Below are 18,236 nucleotides of genomic sequence, written 5' to 3' on the forward strand. Positions count from 1 at the left end.
TCAGTTGAACTAAACCCAAACTAAAACAACAAAAAATGTAAATTATTTTTTAATTCACATTATTTTTGGTGAATTTTTAGTCTGCCTTTTTTTCAATACAAAGTCTTATTTAGTTTAATTTGAGATGGTATGTGATGATGTTATGTACACCCAGAAAACTCTTGCCCAGAGGTATGAGATATCAATTGCAGCTTTGCAGCGCTGGTATCCTTTTGCAGGAATAGTTAAACCCAAAAAACGTGGTGGATATTTTGATGCTGCCACTGTTGAGATAGCTGACACCTTCTACGTAGCTATCAAAATTCGGCGATTAACTTGTGAGGAGTATTTACAACAAGTAATTCCTGCGGGTGGGTTGGATGCTTTCATGCAAAAGGTAAACGGTATTAGTCTTTACGACTTTTTGACTAAACATATTTCTGATGAAGAGCGAGAGAACTATATTGTCCAGTCGGTAATTAAGAGGTTGGAGCGCAATGAAGCATATAAATCAGCTAGCACAACAGTTGCAAGTGTCGCCTGACAAGTTACGGGAAATTTGTAACTTGTTAGGTTTGCCTTTGAAATCGAACGATACAGTTGATGAAACAGTCGAGCAGCAGCTAGTTCACCTAAAAGAGGTTGCTGCACGCGAGGCTATTTCTTTAGATGAAGCTGCTCGACATTTAGTTGAGATGCGTGACCGTAAAGTGGAAACAGAAAAAGGCGCCCACAAATTCGACAAGCGCGAGTACATTCAGCAGCGTTTTGGAACTGACCCAGAACTTGCGGCACCTGATAGTTTTGTAGGGATGCTTTATCTGGATGCTGATAGAGGAATCCAGCTTGGGGAATTACGGCATAAAGTGGTGCTAGAAACTTCCACGCTTGCTTTAGAAGAATTTGTTTTTAATGGCAACACCTCACTAACTAACGGAGATAATACTGATTACAACCAAGCCCAAGAGCGAGTTCAGTCTCGAATCGATAACGATTTTTTTGCCAAGGTGAATTGGGGAGAAGGGAGTCACCCACTGCTAGCCAGTTCATCGACGCCTTCTCACAAACAGTTGAAGTCGTCGCAGCCGAAAACCGCGCAATCTCAGAAGAAATAATTGAGCAAATGCTCCCGGTTTGTTATCAACTGCGCGACGAGAGTTTACTTTCTTTAAGAAAAACATCTACCTTAGCGCTTGGTATCAATTGCCTTTCAGTTATTGCAGGTACGGTAATTGGAACTTGGATAGCGATTCCTCCAACTCAGGAAAGACAAGAAATTTCGTCAATTGAACCAATTTTGATTGGCGCCAGTATCGGCGAATTAATTGGGTTAGTTTTAGCACTTTTAATAATTTGGACACGGGGTGGACATGAGCGCAGCGTTTGATTTTTTGATAAATACAGCTGGTGGGCTATTAATGAATCTAGGAGTTTCTGGGATGGTAGGTCATGTCATTGGGGTCGGCGCCACTCTTGCTTTGCATCCATTATTACTGCTAACGGGGATAGTTGTGGGTGGCGCCTCAATTGCAATTGCTCGCGAACTAAACAGGCGCCCCGAATTGAGATTGGTTGTTGATAATAGTTGAGGTGCGGTATGTTTACACCGACTCAGGTTCGAGATAGTAAGCCAAGCCGTAAAAAGAAAAAGGTAAATATTGGTTTATGGACTGGTTGTTCTACTGTCGGCGCCTTATGTGTGATTGGTTCGGTTGCTTTAATGATAGGTTGGCGGCAGCAGTTACCAAACAACCAGCCATCCGAGGTACAGCAAGCAAAGGCGCAAGTCAAACAAGTTAGGGAAGTGTATCTTGAGAAGCTATCTCGAACTGATTACAACATCGACAATCTTTCTAATTATTCTTCATCTGAAGGCGTACCCACATTGACAGGATGGCGCCAGTTGGCAGCAGCTTTATGGTCACAGCAACTTAAAAGTGAGATATCCAAGATGCAGAGTGACTCTAATTCAGGGTTTTACCGCCTGCACTATATGCCAGCTTTGGAGATAGTTAAATTTAACGCCTTGGATGTTTTGTTAGAAGCTGCATCTGGTAATAATACATTTTACTGGGGCTATCGTCGAACCGATGGTACTAAGGTCGAGGAAAAAATACCAACAGGCGCCGCCGCTGTTTTCCTGTTAGGAAAGTTAGAAGCTATTGACTACGCACAAAATTTAGAATCACAACCAGCGGTTGATTTAAACCAGATGCTAATTCAAATCCGCTCTGGCACTGAGCCATACTCTCTTGCTCAAGCTCAGTTACTACGAGCGCGCGGATATTCTGACCCAGTAAAGCAGATGGCACAGTTGGGAGATATTCGAGCCAAGATAAAACAACTATCGGAAGAACGGCGCCTGTATTTACAAGGTATGAAAGAAACGGTTAAGCCTGTTTACCCTGATAAAAAACCTGAATAGGGGGTGATGTTATGTACGCTAAATTCGCTGCTGCAGCTATTTGTATAGTGCTTTCTACATTTAATGTTGTAGCAGCCGTGCGTCGTACACCCGTGCGTACTGTGTTGTCCGAGTCATCACGAACGACTGTGGTTCAAATGCAATCACCTGGAGTTGGTGTGCATTGGAGTAGTGCAGTAATATTTGCGGCAGGATTTGCTTGTTTTTTAGGTTGGGGTTTATCTGATTACAACAAATCTTTAGATTTCGGTGAACATGAATCTTCTAAGCAGCAACCCGATACAAATATACCGTCTGCAACAAACCTTCCCAAAAATGTAGTGCAGTTTTCACCGCGCGTGATTTCTCCACAAAAGGAGAATCAACCAGGAGTGCTTTCTCCTGAAGAGTTTTTTGCTCAACTTCAAGATACTGAAGACTATTGGGCTGATGACAACCAGCCTAAAGATAACCATTCTCATTAAATTTTGAGGACACGTTGATATGACTAAGAACCGTCGTACTTTTGATGTGGATTATTCTGAAGGGGGAGCAATTATGCCTACAAACAGGTTGCAGAATATGCGGTTGGCAAGTACAGCAACAGGGTGGTATTACATCACAATCTGGTTATCCTAATGTAATTGATACCCAGGTAGTTCAACCAATTGAGGTAAAACATATTACCTCACCTGGAGCAAACAAAGCAGTAGTTCCACGAATCGAGATACCTTACGTTGAAATCTGGAAAGCTCATCGCTTGCATCCTCAGAATCCCTGGAGGTTCATTTGGTATCCTGCTTACTTCCTTGGAGACTGTATAAAATCCCCAGTAGGAGTAGGCGCCGTAGGTTCGTGGTTATTGTTTTTGTTGGTCAATTTTTTACTGAACGGGTCATATCAAGGACCTGGTTATGTTAACGGTAAAAAGATTGAAGTAGTACCAGAGAAAGTTCCTACTATTTCTATGCCAGTGGTTCGACAGTTGGAATAGCCATGTCAGTAAAACTTACTTTCTGGTTAGTGTTGGCACTGTGGATATTAAAGATTCTGCAACCAGGTTATTTACAGTTTTACGGTTGGCGCCATGTTGTAACTCTAGCTCAAAAATTGCAATCTTCTTCTGCGGCTGTTCCTACTTCTAGTCTCACTACACGAACTGACACATCCAGTATTCAAGAATGTCGCGAGCCAAATAATGATTTTGAGAAGGTATTAAGTTCAGCTTCGATTGGTTGCTGGGCGAACAATGATTCAAAAAACTAATAGCTATGCGAATCACATTCGAGACTGATAATGATTCCCAAACAGATGTTACAAGTACGGATGTTGTTGATGAGCAGGGAGGAAGTTGGAAGTATGTGCTTGCAACTACTGTTTTAGTTGGGTCGATTGTAGTTGCTCCTATTTCCAATTGGCTAGATTCTTTAGTTGTAATTCAGCAAGTTCGTTCCGTCGTCTATCCTCAGTTTGGGCAGCCTGTTAGTAATAGTTTAGCTAGCCGTGTATACCAAGCGATGCGTCGTAAAGGCTACCAAGTATTTACCAACGAAGGAGAGATTAATATTGTTTATCTGCGCGGCGCCGATAAAAATGGTAAACCCAACAGTAACGCCATTAATGAATGGTATGACCGTCGCTTGGTTTTAATGTTTCGTAATGGTCAGCCAACTATTGCTGGTAATTGGGCTGCGACAGTAAAACCTGGTTTGCCTGCTATCCGTAATCCTTTAGGTAAAGCAGGCGCCGCATTTATTGAGTCAGGACAATATAAAGCTTGGCGAGTAGGTATTCACAACGGTATATTTGGGCGTTCAGAAGAAGGTTTGGTTCAAGTGGCGCCAGTTAACTTTCGTCGCGATGTTAACCGTAATGGCAAAGTTGACAGTGAACCCATTCAGTCAGGAATGATTGGGCTTAATCAACATTCGGGAAGTGACCAACTTAAGGTTGACCGTGCTTCATACGCTTGTCTTGCTGCTCAATCACAAAGTGGTCATTTGTATAAGTTTATGCAATTGGTGAAAGCTGACCCTCGCTACCGTCGAAATCGAGCTTTTGTTTTTACCACAACCATTTTGGATGCGGATGATTTGTAGATAGCTCAGGTAATTCAAGGAATTAGTACGTGAGACTTGTTATTGATTTTCAGGGTAGCAAGCATCAGAGTAAAAATGTACTTAATAAAGCTTCTAACCCTGATTGGAAATATGCTATTGCAACAGGAATTTTAGTTGCAGCGATGATAGTTCCCCAATTTTCTGAATGGGTTGAATCTCAACAGTTCGTCAAATCTCTCCAAACAAGAGTTGGTAGCTTACCTACTACAGGCGCCTCAATTAGTCGAATTGCTTTTCCTACTGTTGCAAATGCTCCTGTCACAAGTGGGTTTGGTTGGCGCCAGCATCCCATTACAGGAGAGCGGAAGTTTCATACTGGTATTGATTTTGCTGTTTCTTTGGGGGCGCCGATTTATGCAACTGATGCTGGAATCGTTGAATTTGCTGGAGAGAAGGGGGGTTACGGAAATACAGTTATTGTTAAGCACACCTCGGTATCTACTCTCTACGGTCATGCTAGTAAGCTTTATGTTGCGACTGGTCAGAAAGTAGCGCGCGGGCAAATGATTGCAGCAGTTGGTAGTACAGGAATGTCCACAGGTCCACATCTACATTTTGAAGTTCGGGTTAATGGTAAACCTCAAAATCCACGCCCTTATTTGCTTTCTCAGTTCGCAAATTCTTACTCCCAAAGAATGCGTGCTTTTTTAGCAACAATTCGTTGGGCTGAAACTGGTACTTCGGGTTCTCTGAGTTATCGTAAGTTAGTTTTTAATGGCACTTTTAACGATTTTTCAACCCATCCGTTAATTAAACAATGTGCCCCAATTAATGGAAAGAGCGTTTGTTCTACTGCTGCTGGTGCTTATCAGATGCTAGACAAATCTTGGTATGACCTTCAACCAAAACTAAAGTTGACTAATTTTTCTCCTACTTCTCAAGACAAAATGGCAGTTGAATATATTCGTCGCAATCAAGCTATAGCTGATGTTGAAGCAGGTAATTTAGATGCTGCTCTTCAAAAATTAGGAAGAGTTTGGGCGAGTATGCCTTACAACAACTATAATCAAAATGCAAAAACTTTAGAACAATGGAGAAGTTATTATCAGCAGCAATTATTAGCTTATAGAGGTCAATGATATGCAGGTAAACTACTCAAATGAGGAGATATATCAAGCAATTATGTGTCTCAAACAAGCAGGATTATCAAATCAAGATATTTTGACCGAAGCTGAAAATTTATTTGATTTTAGCCAGCAGCTATATGTTTTGAATATTCTGCAAGAGTCTGACTTTGGTAGTAAAATTATTCGCCCTATTAAAAGCTATGACTATGACTATTTATTTGAGATGCTTTACCAAGCAGTAATTAGCGGTACTTGTGTTCATCAGATACTTGAAGTTTGTGAGTCAGAATTAAGCCTAGAAGATTTGGCTTTTTCTAAACTAGCCTTGGAATACATTTTAACTAATAGATACATTAGCAAGTACGAGCGTAATGCTTTTATACTTGACCTGTACAAACTTTATCAAGAAGTTACATCTCACAAAGAGTTAATTAAGGTAGCTGATTCAACTAAAAATATTTATTTAAAACATTTGGTATATAAAACGGTAGAGTTAGTTGCTACTCGAACAGGGGAAACTCTATCGTTATCACAAAAAAATGTTAATACAAATTCTTTAACAGGAGATGATAATCAAGATATCGCGATTATTCAAGAAAATTTTGAAAATAAAGTTGGTGATGTATTGGTCGGCGCCTTAAATGATTTTGGCATTACCTGTAATTATATTGATACCAAGACTGGTCCGACCTTTAAACGAGTAAAAATTAAGTTAGGAAAGGGAGTTAGTTTTAAAAAAGTCCAGGGTTTAGGTAATGACTTGGTGCAGCAGCTTGGCGAAGAACTAGGTTTAGAAAACCCGCCTATGATATCTGTTGTGCCAGGGGCAGTTGTATTTGATATTCCCAGACTTGACAGGCAGACAGCTTGTTTTGCAGACTATGTTGACCTAACAAGCGAGATTGATATTAACCGGATAGTTATCCCTGGTGGGGTGGATGTTAACGGGAAGTACATTGAAATCTCTTTGTGTGACTCAAATGTTTACCACACCCTAGGTGGTGGTATGACAGGTGGCGGTAAAAGTCAGTACGAAAAAGCAATGGTTTTATATCTTGCCCTGCGTTATCCTCCCAGTTTGGTCAAATTAGCGCTTAGTGATGTAAAGCTAGTTTCGCTTACTTGCTTTAACGGACTTCCTCATTTAGTGGCGCCTGTTGCCGAAGATGCAGCTAGCACGTTGCAAATTTTCAATTACCTGGTGGCAGAACAGGAACTCCGCTACCAAGAGTTTAAACGGGTAGGGGTTGAAAATATCAACGAGTATAACCAACTATTTTCTAATTGCCCCATACCTCGAATTGTTTCTGTGACTGACGAATGTTTTGACTTGCTCTCGGATACTACTTACAAAGACTCTATGGAGATGGCATTAATGAAATTGCTAGCAAAAGCGGGTGCAGCAGGAATTAATATTTTCCTTTTTACCCAGCGTCCCGATAAGGATGTAATCAAACCCCTAATTCGGTCAAACTGTTCGGGTAAGATTGCTTTTGTGGTGTCCCGTCCTGAAGATAGCGGCATTATTTTGGGCAATCCTGATGATGACCGCGCGGCTAGTTTATTAGGAGGTGGGGATATGCTTTACAAATCTCCAAAAGGAGTTGTGCGTCTTCAAGGTCTGTATTTAGGCGCCAAAGCTGACTTCCAGGCATTCCTCGACACCTGTATGAATGTCCACACTGATATGCCTTGCTGGAATTCAGGGTTAAATTTTTCTAGTTTTGGAGTTCCAGTCAATAGTAATAGCGGCGCCAGTAATAGGCAAATACGTAATCGCTTAAATAAAGCTATCACTAAATCGTTGCTTCATCAAGAAACAGAAGTAGATTCTTTGAATATTGACCTTGATGATTTAAGCAAGTCTCAAATTCTGTCTTTATATAGTAGAGGTTACGAGTTGCATCAAATAGTTCAAGAAATATTTAAGTTGTCGCGCGCGGATGGGAGGAAATATAAACGAGTGCGTGATGTGGTATATAACTTTATCGCGACTGTAGAGGCAGATGATAGCGATGAGAATTAAGCTACTATGCTTGATTGAAGTGATATTCCAGTTGGTGGATTATTGTTTTAGGCAATAAAGTAAGTTTCGATTCTTACTATCACAATTGGGGATGAAACAGTTGACCGATACTGAAAATTAAGTAGTACAGGACAATTTTACGGTTCTGGAAGATTTAACAGAGTAAGGTGTAGGCTAATTGTTTCTCTCCAAATCCCAATTAAGAAGATGCCGGGGCAAGAGTAATTTTTGTTCTTGTAAACCTGTATTTAAAGAGGGATAAACCATGTTGAGAAAAGTTTATGGTCAAGTGTTTGAGACTGTTAATGTGGCACTGGGATTTATTTCTCTAACTGCGATTGCTATCGGCGCCTTTTCAACTTTTACTGGTTTGGGACTCCACTTAATTACAAAAGCAGGAGTTAAAACCATTCCAGAAGAACGTATAGAAAGCCTAACTACTTTTGGTATGGGTTTTTGCTTATGCGGTGGAGTTGGATTTGCTGGCGCCGTTGTAGCTGCAGCTAGTGCTGCAAACTTCTTAGATGCTGTTGATAAGGATGAGGAGGAATCTCGAACTTCTGGTAATAATAATTGTGTGGTATTTAAGCCAAGTGATAGCGTGCAACAAGAACCAACTGATTCTCTTTATTTATATCAGTTGATGAACCTTAATGGTTGTCGCACGCTTGATGGTAAGTTGATTGTCGGGAGAATAGAAGATGAACTAAACAGAAAAGTTATTATCTACGATAAGTTGGATTCGTTCGATACTAACATGCTCATGGAAATATTTGACACTGATTGTGATGAAGATAAGCTGATAGGTAAAGCTTTTTCTTCAACCCTTTCAAGACCTCGTGATGCTGCTCGTGATTTTATTGATTTTCATCGTCCACAATTACAGTTTAAAGCTGATTTTGGGACTGACATTGAAAAATGCCTTGGATGTCGTAATTTTCACGGCGCCGACAAAGTGGTCTGCGGCTACCATCCCTATGGCTGGGATTCTAGTTGTATCTGTCCTGATTGGCAGCCTGATAAAAACAATCAACGAGCTTATTTTCCATACGAGCGGTCAGAAATACTACAGCGTTTGAATCAAGATATTGAGCCAAATAGGGCATATTTGAGTAAAAACGATGATGGTACTCTAACTTTATGGGACAATCACACCTTACGTAGATTTCATTTTTCGTGGGCGGGAATTCTTCTTGAAGACTCAAACGATTCAGACAAGCTTTTAGAGTTAGGCGAACATGCTCGCTTACTTTCTTACATCCAATATTTTGCGGCACGCGCGGTAATTGAGTTTGATTACTCTGCTAAAATTGATGACGAAAGCAAAACAGTTAAAGGATATTGCTACTATTGAGATTGGAGACGAGGGTATTGGCATTCGGACTAATTACTGTCCGCGTTTAAATACTAAAATTACTCGTACCTACCGTTTTCGTTTCGATGGTGTTCCGCTGTATCCTTATGAATCAATTGTTCCTGTGGAATTAAAGCATAATTACAATTTAGTTACCTTTATTGGGTGGTTGAAAGTTAATAAGGCTAAGGTCGGAAAATGAATTAGTTTTTCTCGCGCATTTCTACTAAAAATACTCAGAGTTGAATATCAGATGTAAAGAGTTATCTTAACCTACATATTCCTTTGAAACAACCTCAAATAATCCAATTTGGTTTATCTCCTGCTTCATCGTAGTAGCACCAATATTTCTTCTGCTTGTTAGTGGTTTGTAAATAATTCATTCAGCACGGGGGAATTTCCCCCACTACTGGGTGGATTATTTACACTCACCCATCAACAATAACGGAGGAACTATTATGTTTAACCTGTTTGATTTTTCTGCGTTTGAAACTTCTGCTTCAGTCCAAGCTATCAACGATATTTTATTTCCGGTTGTTCTGTTTGTAGTTATTTTTTGGCTAATGTGTCAGGTTTTCTTAATCGATATTGCTGTTGAAGACAATTTACCTGTGGTGAATGAAGAGTTTACCCATAGTATTGTCCAAGCTCAAATTGATAAAGATAATATTTCCCAAAAAGCTGAAAATGACCATACTCTCGAAAACTTACTTGCCGATATGGCAACAACCATTGATGAGTATAAAACGAAAACCGAGTTATCTGATGTTGATAATGGGCGCCAAAACTTGAAAGCGTTGGGCATCCGTAAACTTCGAGATTTCTGCCGAAATCGCGAAATCAAAGGATACGCGGCTGCATATCGCCAACGTGGACTTGATGGTTTAGTGGAGTTTTTGTTCGCAAAACAAATTCACGCTTATCAAATTGAGCAACAGTTTAAGCATGTAGAGTAAATTGGCACGCGGACATTGATGAAAAGCCCTGGCGCCTCCATTGGGTTAACTACTTAGTAGGAAAATCTACCTTTACGGTTTCCAATTTTGCGGCTTGGCAACTTATATTGCTCAGGATAATATGGATGTTTCAGATAAATTTTTGACCGCTGCTGATCAGACTTTTAAGCAGTTAGCTCAAACACCAAATATGGGCAGGGTGCGGGAATTTAATAATCCGAATTTAGTGGATGTACGTCAACAGGCAGTTAAAGGATTTAAAAATTACTTAGTCTTTTACCGAACAATAGATTGCGGATGTGGAAATTTTGAGAGTTCTGCATGGTAGGAGAGACATCGAACCTCTTTTAGACGAAGATTTGGGAGAAGAAAGTTAGCTAAAACAGCGAAGAGTGCCACGGACGTGTCTAAACGAGAAATTAAAGATGCCTATGCAGGCGCCATCTTGGTAATCGTGTAAACTTTAATACTAAAATTGCTAGTCAAAGCTAATTTAAATGTTCATCAAACCTCATGCGAGATATTAATCGTTTAACATAGACTGGTTCTACACCAAACTGATGGGCTATTTTCTGTTCCTCATCTTCTGTAGGTAGCGCCTTAAGAGTAAATAAATAATCTAAAAACGGCTGCAAATTCCCTGAAGCTGAATCTAATTCTGTATAATTTGATGCTTCTTTCTGGGCTACCATATCCTCTAGCCAATCCTGTAGCTTTCCTTTCTCTGGTCTTTGTAAACCAAGAGTTTTGCAAGTTGCTACAAGTTCTTGCCCAATAACCGCATTACCGTGTAATTGCCCCAACCAAGTATCAAATTCTTCATTAGTCGGTAATTTTATTGCTTGCTTCAAGCTAAACGCTTGTAGTTTTTTACCCAGGCGAATTCCTTCTAAAAGGCTTACAGCGTTATCTTCATCTTCATGAATAACTTGGGGGTTATTTGACCCGAAAGCCATTTTATCCAAAAGCCAAATGGCTACTTGTCCTGGTTTTGGAGCAGACAAATTTAGAGTTTCACATGCAATAGCCAACTCGGTTCCCAAAGATGTGTAATTTGCAAGCCATTCCTTTACATTACCCACTCTAGGAGTTGTAAGCCCTTTTTTAGATAAACCAACAACCTCTAAACCCAGATTTACTAGGTTCCTGACTACCATCGACAAGCTCTTACCCATGTCTGGTATCAAATTTTCAATTTGATTACGTATCTCAATATTTATATGAAACGTCACACGGTCTTTTTCCTGATTGACTGGGCGACCGCGTTTTGAAGGTAGCTTTGGGTTTGGCTCGGACTGTTGTTGGTGTTTGCTCATCGTTACTTTAGTTTACCGAAACCACAAAGCATATTTGAAGCTTTTATCATCAAAATTGTTAAAAAACGTAATGATGTGGCAGTGTCTCAAAATTTAAACACTGCCAAAAAATAAAGAAATGTAAAGAAAGTGAATATAAAATTGTTGGGTTTGGTAATGTTGAACCAAATGTACAGAAATTCGAGATTGAAGAAGATTACTTTTTTCAGTCTCATTCATTAGATGGGAAAATCAATAGTTTTTTGATGCATATATACCATTATGGTCATTTAGGCATGGAAAACTAACGGCAAAGCTGATTTTATTTGTGAGGCTAGTAAACGATGGCAGTAATCGAATGGATAATCCGTAGCGTTGTGATAATGAGATTGTTGGTAACTCAAATGGGTCTATGGTTGCTATATTCATTTGCCGCCTTGATTAGTTTTACTTTTAAGCCATTCCTCTATAAGCTCTCTAGATTTTTCACTCATATTTGTACCTTCTTTAGCACACCAGACTTTAAACTCTGTTCTTTTAGATTCAGGTAGAAAAACTCTAAAGCTAACAGTAGGGTCGTCCTTTTTATTTTCATCTGACATAAATGGGTCACATATACCACACGCTCATTTTCCGCTAGGCAACTCAGTTTGCAAATAACCCATGTGACCTTATTGATATATGTGACCCATGTGTTCTACAATAACATTGTTGGTCAAAAACTTCCGCAAATTCCATATGCAAGTAAAAATGAAAAATTTGTCTAGTTATCAAAGACCCGCCATAAAAGGATTTTCCGTCAGGTAAAAATTAAGCCACCCTTGACACGTAGGAATAATCATGAACAACTACAACACACTCAAAATCCTCCCAACACAAGGTTTAGAGCCTCGGCAGTTTCTACGCTATTGCTTTGGTATAGCGACTCTCGGCGCCGAAAGTCTCCTAGAAGAAGAAACTGACTCCCAGTACCGCAAAAAGTGCATCACTGTGCTGAGTCACGTCTTTAACATTGAGAAAGCGACGGTTCGTAAATGGGGGACTGACCTTAATTTTGATGGAATGCCTAACTACTGCAAGATTGGACTTGCTTACATACAGTCGGCACAAATTAATTCAAAAATTGTTGAAACAATTCTTAATGGTGAATATGTACCACCAATAATAGAACCTCAAATTTTTTTAGAGAAGATTTTGCTTGATGGCTTAAGCGAGCAGCAAAGAGTACAAACCATATCTCATACTGGATTTCACGCAAGCTGTATCAGAACCCTTACACAAGTCTTGCACGTCGGCGCCAGGTCTGTCCAAAAGTGGGGTCAAGACATCACTTTCAGCAAAATGCCCCGCATCCACAAACACACGTTGGGTTACGCGCTGGCTGCCATTTCAAAATCCCAGCACCAATCGAACAATTGGAATCAAAGAGCAGCTTGACTCATAGCTGTATTCAATAAGGGCGCCAATAAAGAAAGAGTCTTTAGTAGACCAAGAAACGAGGTCTACAAAGACCAAACAATAAAAACCAGAGGTATCTTAACATGACTATTACTCTTGCATCCGCCACTTACGCGCAGCAGCATCAATTAAACCCAAATCCTACCGCGCACATAGAAACCAGTACTCTTGAGTACCTTCACACGGCTTTCTTGTTATACGAGTATAAGACCAACTACAGTAAGCGTGATTATAAAATTCAGTTAGAGATTTGTGGCTGGAATAAAGGCAGCTTTGAAGAGAAGCGTGCGCTCAAAATTGGTCAATACTTTCAAGATTTCGTCAGCTGCCCACAACAACTGGCGCCTATACCAGTAACAATCCTGCTAAAGCTGTGTTCTAAGGAATACAGACCCATTCTCGATTTGATCACAAATTATCCTCCAGGTGGATTAACCTGTGAAATAGTGCTTAATTTGATTGAAGAGAGAAAAGCACTAATCAAAGCACAAAAAGAACAAGAACTTAAACCCAAAGAAGAAGAAAAACCAGTTATTTGGAGGAGGGTGCCTTCTGGAGCAAGGTATTGTCAATTTCCTCCGGTGTGGGAAGATGACGAAAGAACAGGAGTACTGACGCAGAGGCTAATAGATGAACATGGAATGATTCCTCAAACTATACTCAGAGAGGCGGTTGCAGACTATTATGAGAAAATTATGCAAGCTACTGAGCAGTCTCAAACTGAAACCTCGGAGTCAATATTTGTCACAGAGCCAGAAACATTTTCTAGTTCAGAGATATTAGCAGTTGAGATATCTGAAGCGATACAAGATGACTCAAGCATAGTAGAGCCTGAACAAATTGTTACCCATGAAATTGAAGAAGTTTCAACCCACGATAACCATCAGGAAGATAATTCCCTGACTGATAACGTTACTGTGGCGCCTAATGCAGAGGAGCAAGAAACATTAGTACTGATTGAAAAGTTAGAAGCAGCTACAAGTTACTACCAAATCAGAAGCGCATTATATCGCCACCAGTCAGTTAAAGATAAAGCAATTGAGCAGTTAAGCGAAGCAGAAAAATCAAGAATTGAGGAATTATTGCCTCTGCAAGTAAAAGCCTTGAACAAAGCAAGAGAATCCAACTTGATTTTAGATTACTACGAGCTAGAAACAGGGTCATTCCAAATATTTATTGAAGGTGAGGATAGACCTGTAAGCGTTAGCAAGTCAAGTGTGCTTAGTTGGCTTAAAGAGCAAGAGCGAATCAACTCCATAACAGTTTGAATAGTGAAGATTTATAGTAAAAGTATCTCTTCGTGCTAAGGAGTCGAAGTGATGAGATTAATTGACCTTTCAACAACAAACGCTAATCTGATAAAAATATTGTCAATGGCATGTGATAAAACAATTATCCTTAGAACACCATTATGACGGGAATTCCTAATATCAGAGGTGAATGATTTTACACGCTCCTGTTGCTCTAACCGCTCAAACAAAATCAAGAACTGATGGAATTCCTTGCTCGTCGTTCAGAGGAAACAAATCGGCATAACATCAGTCAAGTTAGAGAGATGTTAAATCAAGAATGATTTATACATAGAGAAAACTTGTTAGTGCATAGGGTAATAATTATAACGACACTCAAAAACTTGGCACCGTTTATATAGCATTTGTAAAAGATAAGCAAAATGCTATGTGTAACAAAAGTTCAAGTGTTAATGATTGTGCTTATATGAGCCTTAACAGAGGCTATTAAAGTTTTTATGCTTCAAACAGCAGTTAGCGTTTGAACAAAATTATCGTGGTCATAATTTGTAATCTTTTCTGCCATAAAAACATTAAGATAACAAAATGATTTACATTAAATAAAATACATATTAAATATAATTTAAAAATAGTAACTTACTTATTTTATCGAGTAAAATAATAATAATTATTGAGGGTGAAAATCTGCAATGGCAAAAAGAAAATTAGCAGACTATGATTCTCCTTGGAAGGAAGCGTTAGATGTTTATTTTGAATCATTTCTAGAGTTGTGCTTTCCTTGGATTCATGCTGACATAGATTGGTCAAGGGGTTACGAATCGTTAGATACAGATTTAAGAGAGGTAACTAGAGATGCTGAAACTGGAAATAGACTTGCAGATAAACTAGTAAAAGTTTGGTTACATGATGGAGAAGAAGTTGTTGTATTGATTCACATTGAAATACAGAGCCAATACCAACAAAAGTTTCCCAAACGAATATATATTTACAACCATAGGTTATTTGATAAGAATGATATAGAAACCATTAGTTTAGTCGTACTTGGAGATAATGACCCGAATTGGCGCCCGACAAGTTTCGGTTATTCACGTTGGAGATTTAACACCAGTACAGAATACCCGATGGTAAAGTTATTGGATTTTCAATCACGCTGGGATGAACTAGAGCGTTCTAAAAATCCATTTGCGGTGGTAATAATGGCGCATTTGAGTACTTTAGATACATTTGGAAAAGACCAGCAACGGTTTCAGTCTAAACTAAGTTTAGTACGCGGACTTTATGAACGTGGCTATAATAGAAATGAGATACTAGAATTATTTCGTCTAATCCAATGGATGATGGTGTTCCCTCGTGAATTGGAAGCAGACTTTAAACAGGAATTTACACGTATTTTGGAGGAAAGAAGAATGCCTTTTTATACAGATTTTGAGATAGACGGCATGGTTAAAGCAAGCCGTGAGTCAGTTGCCACAGCTATAGAGACGCGGTTTGAAACTGTACCACCACAAGTTAGCGCGCGCCTTGGAGAAATAGAGGATGTTAATGTACTTAAACAATTGTTAAAAGATGCAATTACAACAGCTTCTTTACAGGAATTCCAAATAAAGTTAAATGAAGTACAAATACCTGAGCTTGATTAAAAAAAGGAATGATAAAACTGAATCAATCACGTGCTATGATACGTTTTGATTCAAGATAAGTAGAGGCATTGTAATAGTTATGCTTCTACTTTTTAGTTTAAATAAATGATTCAGATGTAAATTTTACGCAATATAATTTTACACGTTTTTATTTACTATGTTTATTCGTTAACGATAGCTAAGATTTGACTTGCAAAAAATCCCATTAAAGCAGAATCGTGCATTTGTTTATAATCAAAAGAACTGCCGTACTCTTCTAGGTCTGATTATACAATCATAAGGCAATCTCAATACCATTATTTTCAAACTCCAGTGACTCACATTAGCAAAGCACGCTCGTCTTGATTTTTTAGAGGCGCCTACCTCAACAGACACACTTAGCATAAGCGGTTGGTTTAGAGAAAAACTTTTGCAGTTTACATGACTTACGCCCCAGAACAGCGCCAGACCTAAAATGTCGCTACTGGCTACCAAATAAATATGGGCTGCTTAGTAGCCGTTTATATAAAATTATGTTAAAACCAGGAAAATACTTAAGTAATTACACCGTAGCAAAGGGTGAGGCAGAAGACATTCTAGTTTTCTGCCGCTTTGAGCTGCTCTCTTGTTGTACCCATGACCGATACCCTTGATATACAACCTGGTTCTATTGTGCGCTGTCGCAGTCGGCAGTGGGTAGTTTTGCCGTCAGAAAACTTAGATGTGGTGCGATTGCGCTCTTTGTCTGGGAATGAGGAAGAAATTACAGGAATTTTCCGACAGTTGTTAGAAATGAACCTGGAAGAGATAAGCGAAGCTGCGTTTCCTCTACCGTCGCCAAATCAAGTTAAAGACCATACAGCGGCACAGCTTTTAATGGATGCTTCGCGTTTGCTGTTGCGAAGCGGCGCCGGACCTTTTCGCTGTTTTGCCAGGTTATCGCTGAGTCTTCGTCCATATCAAGTGGTGCCTTTATTAATGGCGTTACGATTGGATACGTTACGTTTGTTAATTGCTGATGATGTAGGTATTGGTAAGACTATTGAAGCTGGATTAATCGCGCGTGAATTTTTAGACCGTGGTGAGGTAAAGCGAATTGCTGTTTTGTGTCCACCGCATTTGTGCGACCAATGGCAGCAGGAACTGAGGGAGAAGTTTCATATTGATGCGGTTGTAATTCGCTCTGGGACTGCTTCTAAATTAGAGCGTAGAGTACCTAACTTAGAGCATATTTTTAGTTACTACCGCCATATTATTGTTAGTTTAGATTACGCAAAGGGTGAACGTAGAAAAGCTAGTTTTATTACCCACTGCCCAGATTTGGTGATTGTGGATGAAGCTCACACCTGTGCTAGTGGTAATAATAAAAGTGCATCGCAACAGCAACGGCATCAATTAATTCAAGATATTGCAGCAAAACCTGATAGAAATCTGATTTTACTTACCGCTACTCCCCACAGTGGTATTGAAGAGGCGTTTTTGTCGTTATTAGGTTTGTTGAAACCAGAGTTTGAGCAGTTATCGTTAGATTTTTTGAGCGAGGAGCAGCGCAAAACTTTAGCACAACACTTTATTCAACGGCGCCGAGCGGATGTGAAATTATGGTTGGGGGATGAGACACCTTTCCCAGAACGCGAATATACGGAAGTGGCTTATAAACTCTCGCGCGAGTATAAAAGTTTATTCGAGGATGTTTATAACTTTGCTCGTGGATTGGTAAAAGATACTACCAGTGAAATGAGTTATGCCCAGCGTCGGGGTAGATATTGGTCGGCTTTAGCGTTAATTCGCTGCGTTATGTCTTCTCCTGCGGCAGCTATTACAACTTTAAATAAGAAGGGTATTCGAGAGTCAGGAATGAGCATTGGGGAAGATTCTCCAGTTATGGATGAAGACCTGATGAGTTCTTATGTTTATGACTCTGTAGATAAGGAACAAGTTGTAGATGCGGCGCCTACTGTTGTTGTAGAGCAGGGACAGGAAAGCTACGGCGACAAAGACAAGCGTAAATTAAGAGAGTTTGTCAAAGCTGCCGAAAGTTTGCTGTTTAAAAAAGACTCTAAGTTGCAAGCTTGTATTGATACAGTTGAACCTTTGCTCAAGGATGGTTATAACCCAATTATTTGGTGTCGTTACATTGCCACAGCTAATTATGTTGCTGAAGCTTTGAGACAAAAATTGGAGAAGAAAAAAGGCGAAGTTCGGGTTATTGCCATTACTGGGGAACTTTCGGAAGACGAGCGGGAAATTCGTCTTCTGGAATTAAAATCTTATTCGCAACGAATAGTAGTTGCTACTGATTGCTTAAGTGAAGGTGTTAACCTCCAAACCCACTTTAATGCTGTCCTTCACTACGATTTACCCTGGAATCCAAATCGTCTGGAACAGCGTGAAGGTCGGATAGATAGATATGGACAGCCCGCAGAAAAGGTTAAAACTTTTTTACTTCTGGGACAAGATAATCCGGTAGACGGCGCCGTGATGGATGTGTTAGTACGGAAAGCAGTACAAATTCACAAGACTTTAGGAATTACTGTTCCTGTCCCGATGGATAGTACTACAGTTTCCGAAGCGGTATTTAAATCACTGTTTGACAAGGCAAAAGATGCAGTACAGTTATCATTGCTAGATTTGCTAGACAATAAAGAATCTGCCATTGACTTAGTTCATAACAGTTGGGATAAAGCTGTCGAGAGAGAAAAAATCAG

The 18,236-nt window shown here is 39.6% G+C and carries 21 protein-coding genes; 19 read left to right on the forward strand and 2 right to left on the reverse strand.

Annotated elements, in window-relative coordinates:
- Positions 1-124 precede the first annotated feature (124 nt).
- From DSM106972_RS34030 to DSM106972_RS34095, 15 genes are all read left to right on the forward strand, one after another.
- Entirely contained in the window at positions 125-523 is a 399-nt protein-coding gene (locus tag DSM106972_RS34030; RefSeq protein WP_127084843.1) for a hypothetical protein, read from the forward strand.
- Positions 477-1,094 carry a hypothetical protein gene (locus DSM106972_RS34035; protein WP_233787939.1) on the forward strand — a complete coding sequence of 206 codons (618 nt, stop codon included), beginning with the start codon at positions 477-479 and terminating at the stop codon, positions 1,092-1,094. The genes DSM106972_RS34030 and DSM106972_RS34035 overlap by 47 nt, the downstream gene beginning before the upstream one ends.
- Positions 1,095-1,102: 8 nt before the next feature.
- A complete protein-coding gene (locus tag DSM106972_RS34040) occupies positions 1,103-1,366 on the forward strand; it encodes a hypothetical protein (protein WP_127084844.1) in 264 nt (87 codons plus the stop codon).
- Positions 1,350-1,568, forward strand: coding sequence for a hypothetical protein (locus DSM106972_RS34045; RefSeq protein ID WP_127084845.1), 219 nt, complete (start codon positions 1,350-1,352; stop codon positions 1,566-1,568). Before DSM106972_RS34040 ends, DSM106972_RS34045 begins: the two co-directional genes overlap by 17 nt.
- An 8-nt stretch (positions 1,569-1,576) precedes the next feature.
- Complete coding sequence (locus DSM106972_RS34050) at positions 1,577-2,404, forward strand: phage terminase large subunit family protein (protein ID WP_127084846.1); 828 nt, start codon at positions 1,577-1,579, stop codon at positions 2,402-2,404.
- Between the two features lie 11 nt (positions 2,405-2,415).
- A complete protein-coding gene (locus DSM106972_RS34055; RefSeq protein ID WP_127084847.1) occupies positions 2,416-2,868 on the forward strand; it encodes a hypothetical protein in 453 nt (150 codons plus the stop codon).
- 41 nt (positions 2,869-2,909) lie between these two features.
- A complete protein-coding gene (locus DSM106972_RS34060) occupies positions 2,910-3,377 on the forward strand; it encodes a hypothetical protein (RefSeq protein WP_233787940.1) in 468 nt (155 codons plus the stop codon).
- A gap of 2 nt (positions 3,378-3,379) precedes the next feature.
- On the forward strand, positions 3,380-3,649 hold the full coding sequence (locus DSM106972_RS34065; RefSeq protein ID WP_127084848.1) for a hypothetical protein: 270 nt from the start codon (positions 3,380-3,382) through the stop codon (positions 3,647-3,649).
- A gap of 5 nt (positions 3,650-3,654) precedes the next feature.
- A complete protein-coding gene (locus DSM106972_RS34070) occupies positions 3,655-4,482 on the forward strand; it encodes a hypothetical protein (protein ID WP_127084849.1) in 828 nt (275 codons plus the stop codon).
- A 29-nt stretch (positions 4,483-4,511) separates the two neighbouring features.
- Positions 4,512-5,582: a peptidoglycan DD-metalloendopeptidase family protein gene (locus DSM106972_RS34075; RefSeq protein WP_127084850.1), complete on the forward strand. Its 1,071-nt coding sequence runs from the start codon at positions 4,512-4,514 to the stop codon at positions 5,580-5,582.
- A gap of 1 nt (position 5,583) precedes the next feature.
- Positions 5,584-7,596: a DNA translocase FtsK gene (locus DSM106972_RS34080; RefSeq protein WP_127084851.1), complete on the forward strand. Its 2,013-nt coding sequence runs from the start codon at positions 5,584-5,586 to the stop codon at positions 7,594-7,596.
- 265 nt (positions 7,597-7,861) lie between these two features.
- Positions 7,862-8,950 (forward strand): hypothetical protein, encoded by a 1,089-nt coding sequence (locus DSM106972_RS34085; protein ID WP_233787941.1) that lies wholly within the window; start codon positions 7,862-7,864, stop codon positions 8,948-8,950.
- Positions 8,910-9,152: a hypothetical protein gene (locus DSM106972_RS54100; RefSeq protein ID WP_233787942.1), complete on the forward strand. Its 243-nt coding sequence runs from the start codon at positions 8,910-8,912 to the stop codon at positions 9,150-9,152. Before DSM106972_RS34085 ends, DSM106972_RS54100 begins: the two co-directional genes overlap by 41 nt.
- A gap of 256 nt (positions 9,153-9,408) precedes the next feature.
- Complete coding sequence (locus tag DSM106972_RS34090) at positions 9,409-9,906, forward strand: hypothetical protein (RefSeq protein WP_127084852.1); 498 nt, start codon at positions 9,409-9,411, stop codon at positions 9,904-9,906.
- Between the two features lie 121 nt (positions 9,907-10,027).
- Positions 10,028-10,234, forward strand: a complete 207-nt coding sequence (locus tag DSM106972_RS34095; RefSeq protein ID WP_233787943.1) for a type II toxin-antitoxin system RelE/ParE family toxin — start codon at positions 10,028-10,030, stop codon at positions 10,232-10,234.
- A 160-nt stretch (positions 10,235-10,394) separates the two neighbouring features.
- Here DSM106972_RS34095 and DSM106972_RS34100 read toward each other — a convergent pair whose 3' ends face one another.
- On the reverse strand, positions 10,395-11,222 hold the full coding sequence (locus tag DSM106972_RS34100) for a hypothetical protein (RefSeq protein WP_127084853.1): 828 nt from the start codon (positions 11,220-11,222) through the stop codon (positions 10,395-10,397).
- 404 nt (positions 11,223-11,626) lie between these two features.
- Positions 11,627-11,803, reverse strand: coding sequence for a plasmid partition protein ParG (locus DSM106972_RS34105; protein ID WP_127084854.1), 177 nt, complete (start codon positions 11,801-11,803; stop codon positions 11,627-11,629).
- Between the two features lie 238 nt (positions 11,804-12,041).
- On the opposite strand from DSM106972_RS34105, the gene DSM106972_RS34110 reads away from it, so the two are divergent.
- The 4 genes from DSM106972_RS34110 to DSM106972_RS34125 all read left to right on the forward strand — a co-directional run.
- A complete protein-coding gene (locus tag DSM106972_RS34110) occupies positions 12,042-12,638 on the forward strand; it encodes a hypothetical protein (protein ID WP_201800826.1) in 597 nt (198 codons plus the stop codon).
- A gap of 104 nt (positions 12,639-12,742) precedes the next feature.
- Positions 12,743-13,927: an Alr2735 family protein gene (locus DSM106972_RS34115; RefSeq protein WP_127084856.1), complete on the forward strand. Its 1,185-nt coding sequence runs from the start codon at positions 12,743-12,745 to the stop codon at positions 13,925-13,927.
- Between the two features lie 671 nt (positions 13,928-14,598).
- The gene (locus DSM106972_RS34120) at positions 14,599-15,549 is read left to right on the forward strand and encodes an RpnC/YadD family protein (protein ID WP_127084857.1); all 951 of its coding nucleotides are present in this window, start codon (positions 14,599-14,601) and stop codon (positions 15,547-15,549) included.
- 615 nt (positions 15,550-16,164) lie between these two features.
- Positions 16,165-18,236: helicase-related protein (locus DSM106972_RS34125; protein ID WP_233787944.1), on the forward strand; the 2,072-nt coding region annotated here is incomplete at its 3' end.

Origin of the sequence: Dulcicalothrix desertica PCC 7102 (assembly GCF_003991905.1) — a bacterium.
Lineage (GTDB): Bacteria > Cyanobacteriota > Cyanobacteriia > Cyanobacteriales > Nostocaceae > Dulcicalothrix > Dulcicalothrix desertica.